Origin of the sequence: Staphylococcus sp. GDX8P114P-2, from assembly GCF_017892945.1 — a bacterium.
Classification (GTDB): Bacteria; Bacillota; Bacilli; order Staphylococcales; family Staphylococcaceae; genus Staphylococcus; species Staphylococcus arlettae.
This window is the reverse complement of sequence record NZ_JAESMB010000008.1, coordinates 349,693-373,729: the sequence shown is the minus strand read 5'-3', so window position 1 is coordinate 373,729 and position 24,037 is coordinate 349,693. Positions and strand designations below refer to the sequence as shown.

Sequence of the window (24,037 nt, the reverse complement as noted above, 5' to 3'; positions counted from 1 at the left end):
TGATGACAGAAATCACAAATTATCGTTTAATACTAGATGAAATAGACAACACATTATCACATGTGAAAGACAGTGAAGCCGAAACGTTTTTAAAGCAAATTATTAAAGCAGAGCAAGTTTTTGTATCTGGAAAAGGACGTTCGGGTTTTGTAGCAAATAGTTTTGCGATGAGATTGAATCAGCTTGGGAAGGGGGCACATGTAGTTGGTGAGTCCACTACACCTTCCATTACCGAAAAAGATTTGCTTGTTATCCTTTCTGGCTCAGGTTCGACAGAACATTTAAGATTATTAGCAGATAAAGCTAAAGCTGTAGGTGCAGAAGTTGTATTATTGTCAACAAATCCAACGTCAAAGATTGGTGAACTTGCAAATGCAGTGATTGAATTACCGGCGGGAACGAAATATGATGCTGAAGGTTCAGCACAACCTCTAGGTAGCTTATTTGAACAAGCATCACAAGTGTTTTTAGATAGTATTGTTTTAGATTTAATGACTGAGATAAACGTTGATGAAGAAACAATGCAACAGAACCACGCTAATTTAGAATAATAGTAATAATAAAAAGTCTGGAACAGTAAGCTGTTTCAGACTTTTTTCTATCTTCGATAAATTTCAAACGTGGAGACAATGTTATATTGTCACAGTATTTTCGCGCTTCCCTAAATAATAAGATTGTTTATTGTTGAAGGAGAAGTGGGATTGTTCACCACATGAGAGTTGATAAACGATTTGAGCTAACATATCTTTACCATTTTAAAAGGTATGTTAGCTATTTTTATAGGATAAATTGGGTTAAGGTTACTACTGTAATGCCATATACGTTGTTAACTTATAAATGTTAATATATAAAATATATAGGTTAACAAAGGGGTGAAGGTGAAAAGATGAAAGTTTGGAGCAATATACAGTATTTCGCACAAACTCAACCTGACAAAAAAGCTTTGATATTTGATGCTAACTGTGTCACGTATGAGGAACTGTGTCACGCTATCAAAGAACAAGCGGATATGTTAGATAGTATTAGCGATGGGCAACGTGTTGCCTTGACGATGACGAATCCATTAGCTACGATGATTGCCTATTTTGCGGTATTACTAAAGGGTGGCGTTCCGTGTGTATGTGATTTTAGATGGCCTGATGCCAAATTAAGAGAGATTTGTGCACATTATCATATTAATTATCAACTTAACGATGATGGCGTATTAACAGAAAAACACAAATATAACCATGTACAACAGGTGACTGATTTATTACATATTGGATTTACTTCAGGAACGACAGGTATCCCTAAAGCTTATTATCGTGGTGAAAACTCTTGGATTGCATCGTATAAACAAAATGAGGCATTAATGGTTCACCCCATTGAAGTTATTGTAGCTCCAGGACCGCTTGCGCATTCACTATCATTATATGCGTGTGTGTTTGCCTTATATACTGGTAGAACATTTATTGGGCAACAACACTTCGAAGCACAACAGTGTATACGGAACATGCAACAGAACGATGGTACTTTCGCATTTATGGGAGTGCCAACGATGCTCCAACAATTAGTTAATTACTACGCACATATACCATACCTGCACTATATTTTTAGTACAGGTGACAAATTACATATTGCGTTGAGAACACGCATTCAGCAATTATTTAGTCAGGCAACACTGATAGAATTTTTTGGTTCTTCAGAGGCTAGTTTTATTAGTTATAACATTGATAATAGTGCGCCAGCACAATCCGTTGGCAAAGTATTTCCAAATGTAAAAGTCCAGATTGTCGAACCTGATAATGAGGGCATAGGTTTGTTGTATGTAAACAGCGACATGGTCTTTGATGGTTATGTCGATGCAAGCACACCTACTAAAGAGTGGATTACTATTGGTGATTATGCTCATTTAGATACTCATCAATATTTATTTTTACATGGTAGAGAAAATGATCGCCTGATTATCGGAGGCAAAAATGTTTATCCTATGGAAATTGAAAAAGCAGTAGTGTTACATCCAGATATTGAAGAAGCTGTGATTATTAGTCGTCCGCATGCACAATTAGGTGAACTGGCTATTTTACTTTATACCGGATCAAGTGAAATCTCATATACAGCAATGAAAAGTCATTTGATTACGCATTTGGCACGTTATCAAGTGCCATCTAAAGTAGTAAAAGTACCTAAAATGACATATACCCATAGCGGTAAAATAGCACGTGCACATATGAAGGAACGTTATTTAAAAGGAGAGTTTAAGGGATGAAACAAGCAGTTATAGTAGCAGCTAAGCGTACACCATTTGGTAAATATGGCGGTGTTTTGAAGCACCTTGAGCCGGAAGATTTATTGATGACTTTATATGATCACTTTAAATTACAACACTCTGATAGTTTGGCCGGTGTGGATGATATTATTTTAGGTAATGTTGTTGGAAATGGTGGTAACATTGCACGAAAATCATTGCTAGAAGCAGGATTAGCGCACTCGATACCAGGGGTCACGCTTGATAGACAATGTGGTTCTGGTTTGGAGGCAATCATGCATGCATGTAGAATGATTCAAGCTGGCGCAGGCGAAATTTATATTGCTGGTGGTGTCGAAAGTACAAGTCGGGCACCGTGGAAAATTAAAAGACCACAATCCGTCTATGATACAAAATTACCTGAATTTTATGAACGTGCTGCTTTTGCACCAGAGGGTCAAGACCCATCTATGATTCAAGCAGCAGAAAATGTGGCACGTACTTATCATGTGTCGCGAGAAGCACAAGACAAATATGCCCATGAGAGTCATAGAAAATCTCTATTAGCGCATCAACAAGGGGTTATGTCCCAGGAAATAATTCCTTTAACAGTTAAAGGAGCAGAGGTTGCACTAGATGAAAGCATCAAGCCTAAATTAACATTGAAAAAATTATCACGCTTACGTTCAATATTGCCTGATGGTACTGTTACAGTTGGTAATTGTTGTATGAAAAATGATGGGGCAGTCATGCTGTTGATTATGGAGGCGAAAACTGCACAACGTTACGGTTATACTACCGGCTTACGTTTTGTTGATGGTCGTACAACTGGGGTCGACCCTCAACTGTTGGGTATTGGACCATTCCCAGCAGTGCAACAATTATTGGAGCGTCAACAATTAACTATAGAAGATATTGATGCCATAGAATTAAACGAAGCCTTTGCTTCTCAAGTAATTGCAAGTCAACAACAGTTACATATTACACCGCAACAGTTAAATAAATATGGAGGAGCCATTGCAATCGGTCACCCGTATGGCGCCAGTGGTGCTGCACTTGTGACGCGCTTATTCTATATGACGGCAGCGCGTAAATCTATTGCAACGATGGGGATTGGAGGTGGCATGGGTAATGCAATACTCTTCGAACGTTGGTAGCGAATGGCAATCCATTTATTTTTCCCAGCAACTTGTAACAGACTATAAAGACTTATGCCAAATGAAACACGGTGCAACAGATGAAGTACCACCTTTACTATGTGCTCGGGTGTGGCAAAATTTTAAGCTATTTCAAATATTTAAAGACCGTAGTATTGCACTTGTCAGCACTGACTTAACACAACATCATAAATTAAACTGTGATATGACATATCAAGCTAAATTAACATGTAAAAATATTAAACAACTTAAAAAATATACGAAATATACATTTGTTTTAGAAATTTTTGAACACCATTCATTGTGTCTAGCCATAACACAACAGTTCATAGAATGGAGGTCTGAAAATGCAAATTTCTGAGGAGATGTTGCAACAATATTTAACGTTAGTGAATGACCCTAATCCCATACATCAGGATATTGTACCTGGACAATTAGTGGTAGAAATAGTCTTTGCAGAGTGCAATATAACTTGGCAATACTTTAAAATAAAATACGTTGAACCGATTGAAATAAATGAACAAATTACCATAAGCGACTTGTCAGACTCCTGTATTATAGTTTCGAATGCGGATAATGGGGTAAAGAAAGTAATCTTAACTAAAAACGATGAACTATAAAGTTATGCGTTTCTTAATTTTAAAAATAATTATTACAAATGCTAAAAAACTGACTATTGTATGATTATTAAAAATTAAATAAATAATTTTTGTTAAAATTTGACAAAAAATTTTAACTACGTATAATGTTATAACATGTTAAAGGAGTGACATGTTCAATGGATTTTGATAAAAACGAAATAAACATGGTCAATGCCAAGAAAGCGAAAAAAACTGTTTTTGCTACTGGCCTTGGCAATGCTATGGAATGGTTTGATTTTGGTCTTTATTCCTACTTGGCAGTCATCATTAGTCAAAACTTTTTCAGCTCAGTTGAAAATGACCAATTAAAATTAATTTTCACTTTTGCAACCTTCGCTATTGCGTTCTTACTGAGACCAGTAGGAGGCATTATCTTTGGTATCATTGGTGATAAGTACGGACGTAAAGTAGTATTAACAACAACTATTATCATGATGGCATTTTCTACATTGTTAATAGGTATACTACCTACATATGATCAAATTGGAATTTGGGCACCGATATTATTATTAGTTGCTCGTATTTTGCAAGGATTCTCAACCGGTGGAGAATATGCAGGTGCAATGGTGTATGTAGCTGAATCTTCTCCAGATAAAAAGCGAAATACTTTAGGTAGTGGCCTAGAAGTTGGGACATTATCAGGGTACATTTGTGCTTCAGTAATTACAGCAATTTTATTTTATGCGTTAAATGATGAGCAAATGGCAACATGGGGTTGGAGAATTCCATTTATCTTAGGATTATTCTTCGGTATTTTTGGTTTCTATTTACGTAGAAAACTAGAAGAATCACCAGTATATGAAAATGACATTCAAAAACAACCAAAACGTGACACCATTCGTTTCTATACGATTATACGTTATTACTATAAAGATATTATTGTCTGCTTTGTGGCAGTGGCATTCTTCAACTGTACAAATTACATGGTAACGTCATATTTACCATCGTATTTGCAAGGTACAATTAAAATGGAGAGTGGAACAGTATCAGTCATTATCACACTAGTAATGGCATTTATGATACCGTTAGCTTTAATGTTTGGACGATTAGCTGATAAAGTTGGAGAGAAAAAGGTCTTTTTAATTGGGTTAATCGGGTTAACATTGACAAGTGTATTTGCATTCTCACTAATGCAATTAGAACATATTGCATTTATTGTGATCGGTGTGTTCATTTTAGGATTTTTCCTATCAACATATGAAGCAACGATGCCTAGTTCATTACCGACAATGTTCTACACACATATTCGTTATCGTACATTAGCTGTAACATTTAACGTCTCTGTTTCGTTATTTGGTGGTACGACGCCATTAATCGCATCTTCTTTAGTAGCGAAAACGGGCGATCCATTATCACCAGCATACTATTTAATGGCGATGAGTATTGTGGGGATTTTAGTTGTAGGTTTATTACATGTTAGTACATCACATAAATCACTTAAAGGTTCGTATCCAAATGTCGACAATCAAGAAGATTATGATTATTTTGTTGAAAATCCGGATAAAGCATTGTGGTGGACGAAAGATAAACGAGTATAATTTATTTTCGGCATTATTAAAAGAGGTTGGGACAATATTGATTTGTTCCAACCTCTTTTAATATTGGCAGTAGCTGACTGCATTGAAAATGCGCTTTAAACCAAGCTTTTTTCAACGCTAGTCATCCTTGCCGGGGTGGGACGACGAAATCATTTTTTCAAAATCAGATTTCTGTCCCACTCCCTTTTTTACATACTAAAAGCGACGATTGAGTTAGTAAACCTCGAGGTGCTCTCCAGGTTATTAAAGGGGACAATCTTTAATCTAACTGCTTTATCGCCGCTTAAAAGTGAGTTTTTAGGGTTGTGTGTTTAAAAGTATCATGCGTAAGGGGACAGCTTAGCAAGTACTTTAAATACGACTTTATTCATACTTTTTGGGGAGTAATTTTATGTTCAATCTTTTAAGTCTTGGTACAGTATTTTGTTGTTCTAAGGTGTGAAGTGTTAATAACTTAGTTTCATGTTATCAACATCGTGCTCTAGTAGAGAGAGTAATTTGTATAATTCATTATTACTAAAATGTTCATCACATTTTACTGTAATGGTTTTGAAGGTTTTAGTAATAATTTCATAAATTGGATTACCATTGTCAAAAGCTTGTCTATAAATAATCATGATGTAATACCTCCTTTGCTCTCTACACTTAATATGGTATCGTAATATGATTTGATTTTCATGGGGCTAGGGTATCAATTTATACTACGACTATCGTCTAAGTTTAAAATGTAAAGTTTATGTTCTATTGTTTTAATGTGTTTGTAGCGTTTTTGTACAATTGGGATACTAGCGTTAGTTAACCTAACTTGTAGATTACTAATGAAACTTACCTCCTTTGTTCGCTACAATTTTATTATATTACAGGGTATAACCGCATGCATGAGTCTTGTGTATTAACTTATCCTACGACTTTATTATTATGTAAGTTAAGAGGAGTGGGTTGTTAAGTTGCATAGTGAACAGTGATTTAAGATGAGATTAGGATATAAATGTCCATTTTAAATATTCGATTTTGACTGTGCATGCTTGACTAGGGGGATGGTTCGAGCCTGTAGTCTCTCACTCGTACTATTTCCTCGGGCATCAACATGATACAAAATCGATACAACATGTACTTTGTTATTAAAAAACAATCGATTTTGACCGTGCATGCTTGCCTGGGGTATGGATCGAGCCTGTAGTCTCTCACGCATACTATTTCCCCGGGCGTCAGCACGTTTCAAAATCGGTACAATTTATATTTGGTTAATCAAATATAAGGATCTTCGAAAACATAAAAGTTAAACAAGAACTTGTGTTTGTCTTAATGACATTGAATATAGGAAGGGCAGTAGTTTAGCAATCAACAAATTTTCATAAAACTAAAGAAAACATCAATTACTATATCTTACAATAGAAATTGATGTTTTTTAGTCAGAGATATTCATGTGTATGTTATTTAGTTATTTTATGACGATGAATTATACTTCTGTTACTTCTACATCGATATGTTCGACACGGTTATGTGCACCGTGATCGACTGGACCGACAAATTGATTCATTTTCCAACCGTTTTTAATAGCGGAAGCAACAAATGCTTTTGCAGCGATTACTGCTTCTTTTGGTGATTTACCATTTGCTAGGTAAGCTGTTGTTGCGGCAGCAAATGTACATCCTGCACCGTGATTGTAACTTTGTTGGAACATAGGGGTTGTGAGTTGATAATACTGCTCGCCATCATAGTATAAATCATATGATTTATCTTGATCTAAGGCTTTTCCACCTTTAATGATAACGTGTTGTGCACCTTGGTCATGAATGATTTGTGCTGCTTTTTTCATGTCGGCTATAGACGTTAATTTGCCTAATTGTGATAACTGTCCTGCTTCAAATAAGTTAGGTGTTACAACAGTTGCCTTAGGTAATAGGTATTCAATCATAGCATCTGTATTTCCCGGGTTAAGTACTTCATCTTCACCCTTACATACCATTACTGGATCAACTACAAAGTAATCTGCACCAGATTGTACATAAGCTTCACCAGCACGCTTAATGATTTCTTCCGTGCCTAACATACCTGTTTTTACAGCGTCAGGTCCAATTGAAATGGCAGTTTCTAGTTGTTTTTCAAAGACGTCAAATGGGATTGGTGTTACGTCATGTGACCAAGTGGCCTTATCCATAGTAACGATAGAAGTTAAAGCAACTATGCCATACGTTTGTAATTCTTGAAAAGTTTTTAAATCAGCTTGCATACCAGCTCCGGCACTTGTGTCAGAACCTGCAATTGTTAACGTTTTTTTTAGTGCCATTATAAATTGTTCACTCCCAAAAATAATTTATCTATATCATATCATGTTTAGCAAATATGCAAAATACTAATACTTAAACTCCGGCAACAAACTAGATGTCATTTTGACACCTAGTCATTGTCATTTAGTGAGACTGTTGAAAAAGTATTTTCGAGAGGGAAATATGTTAAATCAGCAGCAGAAAGCAGAGCTTCAGTTAACGTGATTTGGAATAAAGTATTATTATAATAAGGTTTAATATAATATGTTTTGGTCTTACTATCTAACACTAATTGATATTGTGTGTAATGCGTTTCCTGTGCATCGATTACAGCACCACGAGGAATACTTACAGCATCTAACACTTTAAAGCAATTTGTAATATTCGTAGTTTCATCTTGTGCATCTTCTAAATTATTACGTAAGTATGAGGCACGGACAAAACGTTCAGTAGATGTATAGCCACCAGGTAGTCCGGCTGTGCCACCCTCTACGCCCATTGGTCGAATTAACACTTTTCCCGTTACTTTGGGTTGATGTTTTGTTGGTGTTAAAAAAGGATAGTTACGTAAATTTTCAATGTGCCACTCTAAATTAGGTGCATTTGTTAGTACATTGACGTAATTGTCTTTGACAATTAATTTGCCATCATGGGGTTCGACTGCAACAGTGTAGCCATGTCGATCTGTAATAAGGAAATGTAATGGAGGTACTACATCTAATGCTGGATTTTTAATGTTCATAATATTGAGACGAGCGGCTTTATATTTTAAGTCGGCAATATCTTTAACGAATCCTAATACCCAGACGATAAATTCTTCAGGGGCTAGGTTAATAAAGCCTTGTTCTTTCTCCGTAGCGTAACTCGCTTCTCCTGTAAAATAATGATTAGAGACACTAAGTCCATGTTCATTTATACCATCGCCGAAACGATAACGTCCTACTTTAACCCCCGTACCGATAAAACCATAGTTGAGTTTAGTCGCTTCCTCTAAATCAAATTGGTAATGATAATTTCTAGGAACGGCTATAGGTACACTATTAAATTCAAACGCAAAATCCATAGTTCTTGCTAAGTAATGATGTTGTTTGTTAGTGAATAACGAAAAACCTGTACACATATGAATCACTCCCTTGATGAAGATAGCATTTGTCATTAGCATAAACGAATGAGAAGAAGTAATGCAATTAATATCGTTAACTATTTCTTTGTGAAAGTTAACAAAGTGGAGAGGTTCGCAAAATTGTTGAATTTGTGTACTTACCGTTATTTCATTGCTTACTCACCATAGTGTATGATGGTATTATTGTAGTAACGTAACTTTTTGCTATATGTTATGATGATGCGTGAGGTGAACAGTATGGAATGGTCAGAGGTATTTCATGATATTACAACACGTCATGACTTTAAGGCTATGCATGATTTTTTAGAACAAGAATATTCGACGCAAACGGTTTATCCAGAGCGTGAAAATATATATCAAGCATTTGATTTAACACCATTGGATAAAGTGAAAGTAGTTATCTTAGGACAGGATCCTTATCATGGACCCAATCAAGCACATGGTTTAGCTTTTTCTGTACAGCCTAATGCTAAGTTTCCACCATCATTAAGAAATATGTACAAGGAACTGGCAGATGATATAGGGTGTGAGCGTACGTCACCACACTTGCAAGACTGGGCAAAAGAAGGTGTCTTATTATTAAACACTGTATTGACAGTACGTGCTGGTGAAGCACATTCACATAGAAATATTGGTTGGGAGCTATTTACCAATGAGATTATCCAAACAGTGTCAGAACAGTGCTCAGATGTGGTTTTTATCTTATGGGGAAAGCCTGCACAGGATAAAGTTAAGCTTATCGATACCTCAAAACATAAAGTCATTAAAGCGCCTCATCCGAGTCCGCTTTCTGCGTATAGAGGTTTCTTTGGTTCTAAACCATATTCGACAGCCAATGCTTATTTAAAATCTAAAGGTATTCAACCAATTCGTTGGTGTGAAGGTGAGTGATAATGATGAATAAAGATAAAATGATTCAACTTATTGAAAATGAATTACTACAAGCTGAAGAGGCAAGTAACGAAACAGAGTTTGAAAAGCATATGTATGCAATTCATACTTTGACTTCGTTATATACAACATCAACTAAGCAACATACTACGTCTTATCCATTAGCATCTGAAGTGAGTTCTAGTGTCTCCACACAGATACCAAGTGATCAGTCAAAAAAACAAGTATCTGCAGCGGAAATTAAAGCTATGGGTGGTAAAGTGTCACAGTCAATGCAACAACACAAAGCTAGCCCAACAAGTTTGGACAGTAATAGATTAACTACGGATGATGAAATTGGTAATGGTGAGTCTATTTTTGATTTTTAATAGAAAAGGATGGAGAGCAAAATGATGAAAGTGTTTATTATTTTAGGTGCCTTGAATGCTTTGATGGCAGTAGGTACAGGTGCATTTGGCGCACATGGTTTAGAGGGAAAACTCTCTGATAAATATATGTCTGTATGGGAAAAAGCTACAACATACCAAATGTACCATGGTCTAGGCTTATTAGTTTTAGGTATATTAAGTGGTACAACTTCAATTAATGTAAACTGGGCAGGCTGGTTAATATTCTTAGGCATTGTATTTTTCAGTGGTTCACTTTATATTTTAGCGTTAACTCAAATTAAAATTCTAGGCGCTATTACACCTATTGGTGGTTTGTTATTTATCGCAGGCTGGTTAATGTTAGTCATTGCAACAATTAAATTATAATTTTTTTATGTTAAAAAAGCTCGTCTTATGGGTATAATACACTCCATGAGGTGAGTTTTTTAAATGAGTAGAAAAAATGTAGAAATAGATAGGGGAGATTTGAAACAAAATCTCTCTGAAAAATTTGTATGGGCGATTGCATATGGCTCATGTATTGGCTGGGGAGCATTTATACTCCCTGGAGACTGGATTGGTCAGTCTGGCCCTATAGCAGCGGCTATCGGTATTACTATAGGTGCGCTGTTGATGATTTTAATCGCCGTCAGTTATGGAGCGTTAGTGGAACGTTTTCCGGTATCTGGTGGAGCATTTGCATTTAGTTTTTTAGGTTTTGGACGTTATGTGAGTTTTTTTTCATCATGGTTCCTCACATTTGGTTACATATGTGTGGTTGCGTTAAATGCCACAGCATTTAGCTTATTAATTAAATTTTTAATGCCTGGCGTATTAGAAGTAGGTAAATTGTATACCATTGCAGGTTGGGATGTTTATATTACTGAAATAATAATCGCATCTGTATTATTATTAGTATTTATGGGCATTGCAATTAAAGGAGCTAGCGTGTCAGGCTCGTTACAATATTATTTTTGTGTGGCATTAGTAATAACTGTATTATTATTATTTTTCGGCTCATTTTTTGGTAGTAATTTTTCATTAGACAATTTACAGCCACTGGCTAATAAGTCAGAAGGATGGTTTACGTCGATTATAATGATTGTAGCAGTTGCTCCGTGGGCTTATGTTGGTTTTGACAATATTCCACAAACTGCAGAAGAATTTGATTTTTCACCTAACAAAACATTTAAACTAATTGTGTATAGTTTATTAGCTTCGGCGTTAACTTATGTCGTAATGCTCTTGTTTACAGGTTGGTTGAGTACGAATGCAAGTAGTGTAAATGGTAATTTATGGTTAACAGGTGCGGTGACACGTGAGGCGTTCGGTCACATAGGTTTAGCAATCTTAGCAATTGCTATTATCATGGGGATTTTTACTGGATTGAATGGCTTTTTAATGAGTTCTAGTCGCTTGCTCTTTTCAATGGGGCGCTCAGGTATCATGCCTACAGTATTTAGTAAATTACACCGTCGATACAAGACACCATATGTAGCTATTATCTTTTTAGTAGCTATTACGTTAATTGCACCATGGTTAGGACGTACGGCATTGACGTGGATTGTTGATATGTCATCGACTGGCGTGTCAATTGCTTATTTTATTACATGTTTATCTGCGGCCAAATTATTTAGCTATAATAAAGCGAGCAATACGTATGGTCCAATATACAAGACCTTTGCGATTTTAGGCTCAATCGTATCATTTATTTTCTTATTGTTATTATTAGTACCCGGTTCACCAGCGGCATTATCAACACCTTCATATATAGCATTAGGTGTATGGGCGATTATAGGATTAGGATTCTTTGTTTTCCGTTATCCGAAATTAAAACGTATTAATAATGATTATTTAAGTCAAATGATCTTAAATCAATCCGCGAAAGATGTAGATGAAATAGTGAATACGTCAACACAAGAATCAAAATAACTAAAAAAAGACTGTCGGCAACTGTCGACAGTCTTTTTAATGCGTAATTATATTTTAATTGAGGTGCAATACTATAGGGGCTTTAGATTTTGCGTATCGTTCGTTTTGTTCCAGTAATGATTAGTTTAGAAATTTGATCTGCAAAGAGTAAGCCTAAGGCAATAGCACCAGCGATTAATGTGACCTCTAGCATTGTATTAATTGCTTTACTAAATTGAATAAGAATTAAATTCTTAGTAGCATCAAAAGCTAATCCACCTGGTACGAGAGGGATGATGCCAGGCACCATAAATAAAATAACTGGTTCTTTTTTATATCGGGCCATTACATGACTTAATAAACCGAGTGCTAAACCGCCAAAGAAATTTGAATAAATGGTATGGAACTCTAAAGTATCATAAAAGATAGTGTAAACGATCCAACCGCATGCACCAACGATACCTGTTGTATGATATAACCGTTTGGGGACATCAAAGATGACACCAAAAAATAATGCTGCTAAATAGCTAAAAATTAAATTTAAGATCCAAAACATAATCAGCACCCCTAAAAAATAATTAAGATTGTCCCAACACCTGCACCAATGCCAAAGGCTGTAACTAAAGCCTCTAAAGACTTAGTAATAAACATCAGCATATGCCCACCAAACAAATCTTGTATTGAATTGGTAATTAGGACTCCGGGCACTATTGGCATAACAGACGCAATGATAATAGTTTCAACAGAACCTCCTGGTATAAGGTTATGGCCTGTGACGGCTATAAAGCCGATAACTAGAGCGCCCATAAATTCAGGAATAAAATGTGTATGTAATTTACGGCTTAGTATTTCTGTAACTAAGTAACCAAATGAGCCGGCAAGTAGGGCAGTCAAAATGTCTATGAGTTTGCCATCTTGTAAATATAAAAAGCTCAGTGACACGATGCTTGCTGCAATAAATTTGAATACTAAATCATGTTGAATACTTTGTTCAGTATAGATTTGTTCTAATTCAGTATAAGCTTCCTCTAAAGACAGAGAACCAGCTATTAATCTACGTGAAACACCATTAGTACGTGAAATACGGAATAAATTAGTGTCTCGAGATTTAATACGAAAGACTCTAGGATAAGTTTCATTGTGCAACATAAAATTGATTACTGTATTAGTAACAAAACTATTACTTTCATGATATCCCAACTGATTGGCAATACGTGTCATAGTATCTTCGACGCGTGTGCCTTCCGCTCCGGATTCTAATAATATACGTCCTGCTAAGAGGATTACATCTTTTGTTAACTTTTCTTCATAGGTTTCATTGTATTGTATGTTTGTCATATCATCACCAAGTTATAGTTTATTCTTTAGCGTTGGGCTTTTTAAGTAAGATTAATTTCGTTTATTGTAACATGGAATGAGTGTTTTGTTTTGTTAGGAGTCGTATTAAGATAAAAAATATATTGTGCAGCATGTATTTTGCGACTTTATGTTTGCGCGATTTATATTTCGGATAAACTAATAATAGTTAACTGTTACTGATATATTGAGTAGCGACAATATAAACAGCAGTTAATTATTAAGTGGTGATTAATGTTCTCCTAGACACACTACAGAAAGCACACTTGTTTGCTCACAAGTGTGCTTTTTTATATTTGAAATTTTACTATTTTCTTTATACATAAGTGTAGCCAACCTAACATTGAGCATTTACTCAGTTAAATTGTGTCGCTACACTTGATGTACAAAAATTACGTGTTTAGCCTGCTAACAACGAACAGTAGTGGTGTTGTTATAGTTTAAAGAATGTTGCAAGCTCAGATGTCGGTAGGATATGACCAACATAAAAGCTACCAAAATCACCATAGCGTGCTGTTGTTTCATCAAAGCGCATTTCATAAACGATTTTTTTAAATTGCAATGGGTCATCTGCGAATAATGTTACGCCCCATTCGTAATCATCCAATCCTACTGAACCAGTAATAAATTGTTTGATTTTACCTGCGTATTGACGGCCGATTTTACCATGTGCATACATTAACTCTTGACGTTTTTCTAATGGCAACATATACCAGTTATATGTTTCGTTACGACGTTTATCCATAGGATAGAAGCAAATGTACTCGGCATGTGGTAGTTCTGGATATAAACGTGGTTTAATATGTGGGTTTTCATATGGATCTTCATCAGATTTACCAGCTAAATAATTACCAAGTTCAATGATGGAAACATATGAATAAGTTGGAATTAAATAATCTGCTATTTTTAATTTATTAAAGTCATTTTCAATAGCATTTAACATTTTTAATTCAGGGCGTAGTACCCATAGTAATAGGTCTGCTTTTTGACCAGTAATATTATAAAGCGCATGGTCGCCTACATTATTTGTACGTGCTGCTTCGTGTGTTGTTAAAAAAGATTGTAATTCATCTACCATCGCTTGACGTTCTTCAGATGGTAATAGACGTAATGTAGTCCAATCTATTGCATAAAATAAATGTAAACTGTACCATCCATCTAATGTTTCAGGTGCTTGTGGCATTTAAATCGCTCCTTTATAAAATACTTAATACCTCACTGAAAATTCTATCATAAAGGTATCTTGATAACATAAGTAAATGTTTACAAATTGGTGACATGGAATTCTATCGCAAAATAACGTATAATGACAAAGGAAAATCACTATAAACTATACTCAAAATTTCAAGGAGGCTATTATGTCTTTATTAGATGTATTACAAGAAAAACTTTCAGGGAAAAATGTCAGAATCGTTCTGCCAGAAGGTGAAGATGAGCGTGTGTTAGCTGCTGCGGTAGAATTACAAGCAACAGATTATGTGACACCAGTATTATTAGGAAATGAAGCAAATGTAAAAGCTTTAGCAGCAGATAAAGGTTTCGACATTGCTCAAATAGAATTAATCGATCCAGCAACAAGTGACTTAAAACAAGAATTAGTAGAAGCATTTGTAGAACGTCGTAAAGGTAAAGCAACTGAAGAACAAGCACAAGAAATGTTACAAAACGTGAACTATTTCGGTACTATGCTTGTATACACTGGTAAAGCTCAAGGTCTAGTGAGTGGGGCTGCACATTCTACGGGTGATACAGTTAGACCTGCATTACAAATCATCAAGACAAAGCCTGGAGTATCTAAAACATCTGGTATCTTCTTTATGATTAAAGATGATCAACAGTATATTTTTGGTGACTGTGCAATTAATCCTACATTAGAAGCACAAGATTTAGCTGAAATTGCTGTAGAGAGTGCAAAATCAGCACAATCATTTGGTATGTCACCACGTGTGGCAATGTTAAGCTTCTCAACTAAAGGTTCTGCTAAATCAGATGATGTTGAAAAAGTTTCAACTGCAGTTGAATTAGCACAAGAAAAAATTGCTGAAGCACAATTAGAAGATGTTATTGTTGATGGCGAATTCCAATTTGACGCAGCGATTGTTCCTGAAGTTGCGAAGAAAAAAGCACCAGGTGCTCAAATTCAAGGCGATGCAAATGTCTTTATTTTCCCAAGTTTAGAAGCGGGTAATATTGGTTATAAAATTGCACAACGTTTAGGTGGATTTGATGCAGTTGGACCTGTTTTACAAGGTTTAAACTCTCCAGTTAATGACTTATCTCGAGGCTGTTCAACTGAAGACGTTTATAATCTTTCAATCATTACTGCAGCTCAAGCACTACAATAATGGACTTAGCAAGTAAATATTTTAATAGTATAGATTGGCGTTATATTGATCATTCTTCTGGTTTAGCGCCAATGCAATCTTTTGCGTTTGATGATACTTTTTGTGAAAGTGTAGGTAATGATGATTCACCAAATGTGGTACGTACGTGGGTACATCAGCATACCGTTATTTTAGGAATTCATGATTCACGACTACCTTATTTGCATGATGGCATTAGATTTTTAACTGAGGAACAAGGTTATAATGCGATTGTGAGAAATTCAGGTGGTCTGGGTGTAGTTTTAGACCAAGGCATTTTGAATATTTCATTAATATTTAAAGGTAAAACTGAAACTACAATAGATGAAGCTTTTACAGTTATGTATTTATTGATTGCTAAGATGTTCGAAGATGAAGGTGTAGAAATTGAAACACACGAAATAACGCAATCTTATTGTCCAGGTAAATTTGATTTGAGTATTAACGGCAAAAAATTTGCTGGCATTTCACAACGTCGCGTACGTGGTGGAATAGCTGTACAAATTTATTTGTGTGTCGAAGGTTCTGGAGCTGAACGCGCTGAAATGATGAAAACATTTTATGAACGCGCATTGAAAGGCGAATCAACAAAATTTAAATATCCTAATATTGAGCCAAACTATATGGCATCACTTGAGACTTTGTTGAATAGAGAAATCACAGTCCAAGACGCAATGTTCCAATTGTTATATGCAATGAAAGATTTAGGTGCCCGTTTAAATATGGAACCCATTACTGAAACAGAATGGGAACGTTATGATGGCTACTTTGACAAAATGATTGCACGTAATGAAAAATTAAATAATCGAATGGATATATAAGATTATTTTGTAATTTTAATAAAATTAACTTAAACGGTGCTGTAGTAAGGTACACTGGACACGATTGTTTAGTGTACCTTTTTCTTTTTGTTGAATTATAGAAATTAAAAAAGTAATATAGTAAAAGTGTAGTATTTCTGAAAAATAAAAAACCAGAAAATAGCGTAACTTTTTGAATATAATATAATTGCGCATTATAATGGAGAAGTATGGTTATGAATTAGTAGCAGGTGTTAATTTTGGATGAGTGAGTATTGATTTTCACCAAAGACAACCATAGTGCTGCTAATTCAATGCTGTTTATGGAGTGGAAATTTCAAACATGCTTCCTAGTAGAACTGTAGTAAAAGAGAAATACTGAATGAAAATTAACAATAATCTAAAGGTGATTGAGAAAATGGCACAATATGGATATGGGGAAGCAAATGGAAAAGTGATATTAATTGGTGAGCATGCAGTTACTTTTGGTCAACCAGCAATTGCCATTCCATTTACTTCTGGAAAAGTAAAGGCAACAATAGTTTCACTAGAACAACATGCAACTTCAGAAATTGATAGTGATGTCTACAGAGGCTCGCTAGCGGAAGCACCAGAACATTTAAAGGCAGTGGTTACAAGATTTATTGAACGTCATAACGTGACACAACCAATTAAAATAACAACTGAAACAAATTTGCCACCTTCAAGAGGGTTAGGTTCAAGTGCTGCTTTTGCGGTTGCATTTGTACGTGCGAGTTATGATTTTATCAAGCAACCACTTTCTGATGAAACGTTAATTGCAGAAACGAATTGGTCTGAACAAATTGCACATGGCAAACCAAGTGGTATAGATGCCCAAACCATTGTGTCAAACAAACCTGTATGGTTCAAACAAGGTAGTGTTACGACATTAAAGCCATTAGACCTAGATGGCTATATGGTTGTAATTGATACCGGTATTTTAGGTTCAACCAAACAATCTGTAGAAGATGTTCATAGATTGTGTGCTTCTGAGGAAAAATATCTGCAATATATTAAAGAAATTGGTAAACTAGTTTATGATGCACGTAACGCTATTGAACAACACCAATTTGAAAAATTAGCACCTGCATTTAACTGGTGTCAAAAATATTTGAAACTATTAACTGTAAGTCATGAAAAAATTGAAACAATTTTAGAAGAAAGCAACAAGCTAGGCGCGGTTGCAGGTAAGCTGACTGGCAGTGGTAGAGGTGGCAGTATGATAGTACTAGCAAAAACGCTTGAAATTGCTAAAAAAATTGAACAAAGCGCTCAAAAGCTTGGAGCGCAGCATACATGGATTGAAAATTTAGGAGGTTAACAAGGTGGTTAAAAGCGGTAAAGCACGCGCACATACAAATATTGCATTGATAAAATATTGGGGAAAAGCAGATGAAGATTTAATTTTACCTATGAATAATAGTTTATCAGTATCTCTAGAGCGGTTTTATACTGAAACGAAAGTGACATTTAGTGAATCTTATACAGAGGATACTTTAGTGTTAAATGGTGAAACTGTTAATGCGGCAGAAAGTAAAAAAATCACTCGATTTATGGATATGTTGAGAGCAAAGACGAATACTACTTTGTATAGCTATATTGAAAGTGAAAATTTTGTACCTACTGCAGCTGGTTTAGCCTCATCTGCTAGTGCGTATGCAGCTTTAGCGTCAGCATGTAATGAAGCGTTACAATTAGGTTGGTCTGATAAAGAGCTGTCGCGTTTAGCGCGTAGAGGTTCAGGTTCAGCATCTCGTAGCATATTTGGAGGCTTCGTTGAATGGGAAAAAGGGTACGATGATACAACATCATATAGTTTTCCTATTGATGCCGATCGTTGGGAAGATGACCTAGCGATGATTTTTGTTGTTATCAATAATAAATCCAAAAAAGTATCAAGCCGTGCAGGTATGTCATTAACACGTGATACATCAAGGTTTTATCAATATTGGTTAGACCATGTAGATGAAGATATAGCAGCTGTTAAAGAAGCGATATCACGCAAGGACTTTAAGGGTCTTGGTGAAGTCATTGAAGCCAATGGCTTACGAATGCATGCAACCAATTTAGGTGCGCAACCCCCGTTTACTTACTTAGTGCCTGAAAGCTATCAAGCTATGGAAGTGGTTCATCAATGCCGTGAATTAGGCTATCCATGTTATTTCACAATGGATGCAGGACCTAATGTTAAAATTTTAGTGGAAAAACATAATCAAGCTCATGTAATTGAACAATTACACCAACATTTCGAACCACACCAAATCATCGCAAGTGACATCACGCGTTCAGGAGTAGAAATTATAGAATAAGGAAGAGATAAAATGATTCAAGTAAAAGCACCAGGAAAGCTCTATATTGCAGGAGAATACGCAGTTACAGAACCTGGCTATAAGTCTGTATTGATTGCAGTAGATCGTTTTGTGACAGCTTCTATTGAAGATACAACATCGTTAGCAACACAAGGTACGATACATTCTAAAACATTACATCATGAACCAGTGACATTTCAGCGACGAGAAGACAAAATTGCAGTGTCAGATTTACATGCTGCGAAACAACTAAAATATGTAATTACTGCGATTGAGGTATTTGAGCAATATGTACGTAGTAACGATATTAGTTTAAAGCATTTTAATTTAACTATTGATAGTAATTTAGATGATGCATCTGGTCATAAATATGGACTAGGTTCGAGTGCAGCAGTTTTAGTTTCTGTGATAAAAGCATTAAATGAGTTTTATGATATGCAATTGTCTAATTTATATATTTATAAATTAGCAGTCATTGCTAATATGAAATTACAAAGCCTAAGTTCATGTGGCGATATTGCAGTGAGTGTGTATACAGGTTGGTTAGCCTATAGCACTTTTGATCACGAATGGGTGATGCAACAAATTGAAGATACTTCTGTCAATGAGGTGTTAAATAAAAACTGGCCAGGGTTACATATTGAGCCATTGCAAGCACCAGAAAATATGGAAGTGTTAATTGGATGGACAGGTTCGCCTGCTTCATCACATCATTTAGTGAGTGAAGTGAAAAGGCTAAAAGCAGATCCGACTTTTTATGGCAAGTTTTTAGAGCAATCTCATACCTGTGTGGAAAAACTCATACATGCGTTTAAAACTAACCATATTAAAGGTGTACAACAAATGATTCGTCATAATCGTAAAATCATTCAACAAATGGATAATGAAGCGACGATTGATATTGAAACGCCACATTTAAAAACACTATGTGAAATTGCAGAAAAGCATGGCGGGGCCGCTAAAACATCCGGCGCTGGCGGTGGAGATTGTGGTATTAGTATTATAAATAGTGATAGTAATAAAAAGCATATCTATAAAGAGTGGAAATCACATGAAGTTATTCCTTTAGAATTTAATGTTTATCATGGGCAATAGTAGACGATAAAACATTGTCTAAACACGTAAACTAAAAAGTAATAGAATATACTGAAATGAGCTTGCTAGATCAAACCAACTACTTTTGACCTAACAAGCTCATTTTTATGTATCTTGAGCAATTTTATAATCATGGTACGTACGCACGATATAATCAAAAATTACATAATAGGGTGTAAAGCTATAATATTGTTTATGGTTGAAAAAAGTAATTGGCGTAGTGCTCACATAAATGTTAAAAATAGCATGTTGTGCTATAAAGTTATCTTGTAATGTTGTAATAGATACGTATGGTAAGTTGCGTGTTTTTAATAATTGTACTGGATATTCAATATGTTTTGTTGCGCCTGATAGCGAAATAATAAAAAGTAAGTCGGTATCGCGCATTTGATCGATTGCTAACAACAATTCACTTTCATCATTCAAGATAATAACACGTTTGGAAATGGAGAGCATATGGCGTTGGGCATCTCGGGCGACATTTTGTTGCGCCATGCCTGTACCAAAAATATAAATAATTTCAGCTTGATCAATACGTTGATTTAACACTGTATAATCTAACATTTCTAAATGTTCCACAGTACGTTGGACATCCTCCATAACGGCATGTGCATGTACCAGTTGCTTGGGTACAGCTTGTTGTTGTTCCATTTTAATATGAAATTTAAAATCACTGTAGCCTTCAAATCCTAATTTTTTTACTAGTCGATGAATGGTTGAGATAGATGTGTGCGTAAGGTGACTTAAATCTTGAATTTTCATTGTTACCATTTCGTCAATATGTTGATGAATAACGTTAATGATATGTAAGTCGTTGTCGTTTAAAGCATCATAATGTTTGTTAATCAGAGGATCGAGTATCATAAAAGATTATTTCACACCTAACATGGAAAATTTTTCGCTACTTGGAAATATATTCTAATATTAATACATAAATTCTAAATACGTCAAAATTATTGGTCATATGAAGCTTTTATATTACGATTAATGCAAACATAATATTTTATAGCAACATAAATGATTGTCATTTGTGTTTTTTAATAACTTAAAATGAAAACGCTTCCTTAAAAGGGTGAAAGGATGAGATACATGAAATTGAATGTTGGTATTATTGGTTGTGGTGGTATTGCAAATGGTAAACATTTACCTAGTCTACAAGCTATTGACGAAGTGAGGTTAACAGCTTTTTGTGACCTTGAACAAGCGCGCGCAACAGATGCAGCTAATAACTATGGCAGTGAAGAAGCACGTGTTTATACAGATTATCGTGAACTATTAGCAGATAATTCTATTGATGTTATTCATGTTTGTACTCCGAATAGTTCACATAGAGATATAACAGTTGCAGCATTGGACGCTGGTAAACATGTGATGTGTGAGAAACCAATGGCCAAAACGACTGCAGAGGCCAAAGATATGATTGCTGCTGCGAAACGAAATAACAAAAAGCTGACAATTGGTTATCAAAACCGTTTTAGAACAGATAGTCAGTATTTACGTCAAGTGACGCAACGTGGTGATTTAGGAGAAATTTATTTAGGTAAGGCACAAGCTATTCGCCGTCGTGCTGTACCAACTTGGGGAGTATTTTTAGATGAGCAACAACAAGGTGGAGGACCACTCATCGATATTGGAACACATGCTTTAGATTTGACTTTATGGATGATGGATAATTATGAACCGGAATCGGTTATGGGATCAATTTTTCATAAGCTAGGACAAAAAGCAAATGCAGCTAATGCTTGGGATTCTTGGGACCCTGAAGCATTTACAGTCGAAGATTCTGCATTTGGTTATATTAAGATGACTAATGGAGCTACTATCATTTTAGAATCAAGTTGGGCATTGAACACTTTAGATGAAGACGAAGCAAAATGTGCATTATCAGGTACTGAAGGTGGTGCTGATATGAAAGATGGCTTACGTATTCACGGAGAAGACATGGGCAAACTCTATACGAAGCATATTGCATTAGATAATGAAGGTGTTGCTTTTTATGAAGGCGAAGATGAAGATGAAGCAGAAGTAGAGGCAAGAGCTTGGATTGATGCGATATTGAATGATACAAAACCAGTAGTTGACCCACAAGAAGCACTAGTTGTTACTCAAATTTTAGAAGCTATTTATCAATCTGCGCAAAGTGGTCAAGCAGTGTATTTCAATAAGTAAATTTCAGTTGAGGAGTGATTAAATGAAAGTAACAGTATGGAATGAATATCGTCATGAACAAGAGAATGAAGAGGTACGTCAAGTTTATCCTAAAGGGATTCATCAAGCCATTGCCCAATTTTTAACAGATGAGCATAAGGTGACAACAGCAACGTTAGACCAACCAGAACATGGTTTGACAGAGTCAGTATTAGCACAAACGGATGTCTTAATTTGGTGGGGACACAAAGCCCATGATGAAGTTGACGATGCAATTGTCGATCGTGTAAAAGCACATGTTCTTAATGGTATGGGACTTATTGTGTTACACTCAGGACATTTTTCAAAAATATTCAAAACACTTATGGGCACAACTTGTGATTTAAAATGGCGTGAAGCAGATGATAGAGAGCGCTTATGGGTTATTGATCCGACACACCCAATTACGACTGGATTACCGTCGTATTTTGAATTAGATAAAGAAGAAATGTATGGAGAGCATTTTGATATTCCAGCGCCTGATGAAACGATATTTATTAGCTGGTTTGAAGGTGGAGAAGTTTTTAGAAGTGGAGCGACGTTTAAGCGCGGAAACGGTAAAATATTCTATTTCCGACCAGGCCATGAAACTTATCCAACTTATTATAATAATTATGTACAACAAGTGATTCGCAATGCTGTGAAATGGGCGCAACCCCAGGCGACACCAAAGCATGATTATGGTAATGCTCAACCATTAGAACATATTACAAAAAAATAATTCTAGGAGGCACTTGACGTGGATAAATTAAAAATCGGAATTATTGGTGTCGGTGGTATTGCCCAAGGTAGACATATACCTGCATTTACAGAAATGAGCGATAGAGTAGAATTGGTCGTAGTCCATGATGTTAACCAAGAGTTAGCGGAGTCTATAGCTGAACAGCATCACATTCCACATGTATGTACTGATTATAATGACGTATTTCCATATGTGGACGCCGTTACAATTTGTACGCCGAATAAATTTCATGCGGAAATTAGTATTGCCGCATTACAAGCAGGAGTCCATGTGTTATGTGAAAAACCGATGGCCATGACACCAACAGAATGTGAGGATATGGTTGCAGCTGCGCGTAAACACAATAAATTGTTATCTATTGCTTATCATTATCGTTATACCGAAGCAGCGATACGTTCAAAATTAGCGGTAGAAGCAGGTGCTGTCGGTAAGCCTTTAGTTATTCGTGTACAAGCGCTACGTAGACGAAAAGTACCGGGTTGGGGAGTCTTCACGAATAAAGAATTACAAGGTGGCGGTAGTCTTATAGATTACGGTTGTCACTTTTTAGATTTATCATTATGGCTTTTAGGCGAAGTCAAACCGGTAGAAGTGTTAAGCAAAACGTATAATAATTTAAGCAAAATGCCGAATCAACTGAATGAATGGGGCGCAATAAATCACGAAACGTTTGATGTCGATGATCACGTCACTAGTTTTATTACCTTTGATAATGGAGCAACGATGCATTTTGAATGTTCATGGTCTGCAAATGTCAAAGCAGATCAAATGCATATAAGTATTTCGGGAGAGCAAGGTGGCTTAAATGTTTATCCTTTTGAAACGTACACACCCAAATACGGCACATTTGTTACGGAAAGTGCAGATGCGCCTCATGATGAACATAAAGCAGCTCAACAACAGGCGCGTAATTTTGTAGATAGTTGTTTAGGTCTAGATACATTAGTAGTACAACCTGAAGAAGCACAAACTGTTAATCAGCTTATCGATGCAATTTATCGCAGTAGTGAAACAGGTCACAGTATAGTAATGGAATAG

At 35.7% G+C, this 24,037-nt stretch carries 25 protein-coding genes; 18 read left to right on the top strand and 7 right to left on the bottom strand.

What is annotated here, in order from left to right; genetic code table 11:
* Positions 1 to 2: 2 nt before the first annotated feature.
* From hxlB to KA845_RS04910, 6 genes are all read left to right on the top strand, one after another.
* Positions 3 to 551, top strand: coding sequence for a 6-phospho-3-hexuloisomerase (gene hxlB, locus KA845_RS04935; RefSeq protein WP_002510765.1), 549 nt, complete (start codon positions 3 to 5; stop codon positions 549 to 551).
* Between the two features lie 335 nt (positions 552 to 886).
* Positions 887 to 2,248: an AMP-binding protein gene (locus tag KA845_RS04930; protein ID WP_002510766.1), complete on the top strand. Its 1,362-nt coding sequence runs from the start codon at positions 887 to 889 to the stop codon at positions 2,246 to 2,248.
* The gene (locus tag KA845_RS04925; protein ID WP_103388020.1) at positions 2,245 to 3,384 is read left to right on the top strand and encodes a thiolase family protein; all 1,140 of its coding nucleotides are present in this window, start codon (positions 2,245 to 2,247) and stop codon (positions 3,382 to 3,384) included. The genes KA845_RS04930 and KA845_RS04925 overlap by 4 nt, the downstream gene beginning before the upstream one ends.
* Positions 3,359 to 3,745, top strand: a complete 387-nt coding sequence (locus tag KA845_RS04920; protein ID WP_103388021.1) for a protein VraC — start codon at positions 3,359 to 3,361, stop codon at positions 3,743 to 3,745. The genes KA845_RS04925 and KA845_RS04920 overlap by 26 nt, the downstream gene beginning before the upstream one ends.
* Positions 3,732 to 4,004 carry a hypothetical protein gene (locus KA845_RS04915; protein WP_021459287.1) on the top strand — a complete coding sequence of 91 codons (273 nt, stop codon included), beginning with the start codon at positions 3,732 to 3,734 and terminating at the stop codon, positions 4,002 to 4,004. The genes KA845_RS04920 and KA845_RS04915 overlap by 14 nt, the downstream gene beginning before the upstream one ends.
* 158 nt (positions 4,005 to 4,162) lie before the next feature.
* Positions 4,163 to 5,563: an MFS transporter gene (locus tag KA845_RS04910; RefSeq protein ID WP_210127812.1), complete on the top strand. Its 1,401-nt coding sequence runs from the start codon at positions 4,163 to 4,165 to the stop codon at positions 5,561 to 5,563.
* Positions 5,564 to 6,009: 446 nt separating this feature from the next.
* Here KA845_RS04910 and vraX read toward each other — a convergent pair whose 3' ends face one another.
* From vraX to KA845_RS04895, 3 genes are all read right to left on the bottom strand, one after another.
* Positions 6,010 to 6,180 (bottom strand): C1q-binding complement inhibitor VraX, encoded by a 171-nt coding sequence (vraX, locus tag KA845_RS04905; protein ID WP_002510771.1) that lies wholly within the window; start codon positions 6,178 to 6,180, stop codon positions 6,010 to 6,012.
* Positions 6,181 to 7,022: 842 nt separating this feature from the next.
* Complete coding sequence (gene thiD / locus KA845_RS04900) at positions 7,023 to 7,853, bottom strand: bifunctional hydroxymethylpyrimidine kinase/phosphomethylpyrimidine kinase (protein WP_021459209.1); 831 nt, start codon at positions 7,851 to 7,853, stop codon at positions 7,023 to 7,025.
* A gap of 110 nt (positions 7,854 to 7,963) precedes the next feature.
* Positions 7,964 to 8,953 (bottom strand): choloylglycine hydrolase family protein, encoded by a 990-nt coding sequence (locus KA845_RS04895; protein ID WP_103388022.1) that lies wholly within the window; start codon positions 8,951 to 8,953, stop codon positions 7,964 to 7,966.
* Positions 8,954 to 9,175: 222 nt separating this feature from the next.
* On the opposite strand from KA845_RS04895, the gene KA845_RS04890 reads away from it, so the two are divergent.
* From KA845_RS04890 to KA845_RS04875, 4 genes are all read left to right on the top strand, one after another.
* Positions 9,176 to 9,847, top strand: coding sequence for a uracil-DNA glycosylase (locus tag KA845_RS04890; RefSeq protein WP_103388023.1), 672 nt, complete (start codon positions 9,176 to 9,178; stop codon positions 9,845 to 9,847).
* Positions 9,848 to 9,852: 5 nt separating this feature from the next.
* Positions 9,853 to 10,215, top strand: coding sequence for a DUF5327 family protein (locus KA845_RS04885; protein WP_103388185.1), 363 nt, complete (start codon positions 9,853 to 9,855; stop codon positions 10,213 to 10,215).
* A 24-nt stretch (positions 10,216 to 10,239) separates the two neighbouring features.
* Positions 10,240 to 10,602 carry a DUF423 domain-containing protein gene (locus KA845_RS04880; RefSeq protein WP_002510775.1) on the top strand — a complete coding sequence of 121 codons (363 nt, stop codon included), beginning with the start codon at positions 10,240 to 10,242 and terminating at the stop codon, positions 10,600 to 10,602.
* Between the two features lie 63 nt (positions 10,603 to 10,665).
* A complete protein-coding gene (locus KA845_RS04875; protein WP_103388024.1) occupies positions 10,666 to 12,147 on the top strand; it encodes an APC family permease in 1,482 nt (493 codons plus the stop codon).
* Positions 12,148 to 12,229: 82 nt separating this feature from the next.
* Here KA845_RS04875 and KA845_RS04870 read toward each other — a convergent pair whose 3' ends face one another.
* The 3 genes from KA845_RS04870 to hemQ form a co-directional block, all read right to left on the bottom strand.
* Positions 12,230 to 12,682: a threonine/serine exporter family protein gene (locus KA845_RS04870; RefSeq protein WP_002510777.1), complete on the bottom strand. Its 453-nt coding sequence runs from the start codon at positions 12,680 to 12,682 to the stop codon at positions 12,230 to 12,232.
* Positions 12,683 to 12,693: 11 nt separating this feature from the next.
* Positions 12,694 to 13,464 (bottom strand): threonine/serine exporter family protein, encoded by a 771-nt coding sequence (locus KA845_RS04865; protein ID WP_037580256.1) that lies wholly within the window; start codon positions 13,462 to 13,464, stop codon positions 12,694 to 12,696.
* Positions 13,465 to 13,915: 451 nt separating this feature from the next.
* The gene (gene hemQ, locus KA845_RS04860) at positions 13,916 to 14,665 is read right to left on the bottom strand and encodes a hydrogen peroxide-dependent heme synthase (RefSeq protein WP_002510779.1); all 750 of its coding nucleotides are present in this window, start codon (positions 14,663 to 14,665) and stop codon (positions 13,916 to 13,918) included.
* Between the two features lie 172 nt (positions 14,666 to 14,837).
* Between hemQ and pta the strand changes: the two genes are divergently transcribed.
* From pta to KA845_RS04835, 5 genes are all read left to right on the top strand, one after another.
* The gene (gene pta / locus KA845_RS04855) at positions 14,838 to 15,827 is read left to right on the top strand and encodes a phosphate acetyltransferase (RefSeq protein WP_103388025.1); all 990 of its coding nucleotides are present in this window, start codon (positions 14,838 to 14,840) and stop codon (positions 15,825 to 15,827) included.
* On the top strand, positions 15,827 to 16,666 hold the full coding sequence (locus tag KA845_RS04850) for a lipoate--protein ligase family protein (RefSeq protein WP_210127811.1): 840 nt from the start codon (positions 15,827 to 15,829) through the stop codon (positions 16,664 to 16,666). Before pta ends, KA845_RS04850 begins: the two co-directional genes overlap by 1 nt.
* Positions 16,667 to 17,063: 397 nt before the next feature.
* Entirely contained in the window at positions 17,064 to 17,987 is a 924-nt protein-coding gene (mvk, locus tag KA845_RS04845; RefSeq protein ID WP_021459202.1) for a mevalonate kinase, read from the top strand.
* Positions 17,988 to 17,991: 4 nt separating this feature from the next.
* Entirely contained in the window at positions 17,992 to 18,975 is a 984-nt protein-coding gene (gene mvaD, locus KA845_RS04840) for a diphosphomevalonate decarboxylase (RefSeq protein ID WP_002510783.1), read from the top strand.
* Positions 18,976 to 18,987: 12 nt separating this feature from the next.
* Positions 18,988 to 20,070: a phosphomevalonate kinase gene (locus KA845_RS04835; RefSeq protein WP_002510784.1), complete on the top strand. Its 1,083-nt coding sequence runs from the start codon at positions 18,988 to 18,990 to the stop codon at positions 20,068 to 20,070.
* A gap of 105 nt (positions 20,071 to 20,175) precedes the next feature.
* On the opposite strand, the gene KA845_RS04830 is transcribed toward KA845_RS04835, so the two are convergent.
* Entirely contained in the window at positions 20,176 to 20,934 is a 759-nt protein-coding gene (locus tag KA845_RS04830) for a MurR/RpiR family transcriptional regulator (RefSeq protein ID WP_002510785.1), read from the bottom strand.
* Positions 20,935 to 21,159: 225 nt separating this feature from the next.
* On the opposite strand from KA845_RS04830, the gene KA845_RS04825 reads away from it, so the two are divergent.
* The 3 genes from KA845_RS04825 to KA845_RS04815 are packed head-to-tail and all read left to right on the top strand — an operon-like array spanning position 21,160 to position 24,037.
* On the top strand, positions 21,160 to 22,239 hold the full coding sequence (locus KA845_RS04825) for a Gfo/Idh/MocA family protein (RefSeq protein WP_103388026.1): 1,080 nt from the start codon (positions 21,160 to 21,162) through the stop codon (positions 22,237 to 22,239).
* Positions 22,240 to 22,261: 22 nt separating this feature from the next.
* The gene (locus KA845_RS04820) at positions 22,262 to 22,978 is read left to right on the top strand and encodes a ThuA domain-containing protein (protein ID WP_021459201.1); all 717 of its coding nucleotides are present in this window, start codon (positions 22,262 to 22,264) and stop codon (positions 22,976 to 22,978) included.
* An 18-nt stretch (positions 22,979 to 22,996) separates the two neighbouring features.
* Entirely contained in the window at positions 22,997 to 24,037 is a 1,041-nt protein-coding gene (locus KA845_RS04815; RefSeq protein WP_167868006.1) for a Gfo/Idh/MocA family protein, read from the top strand.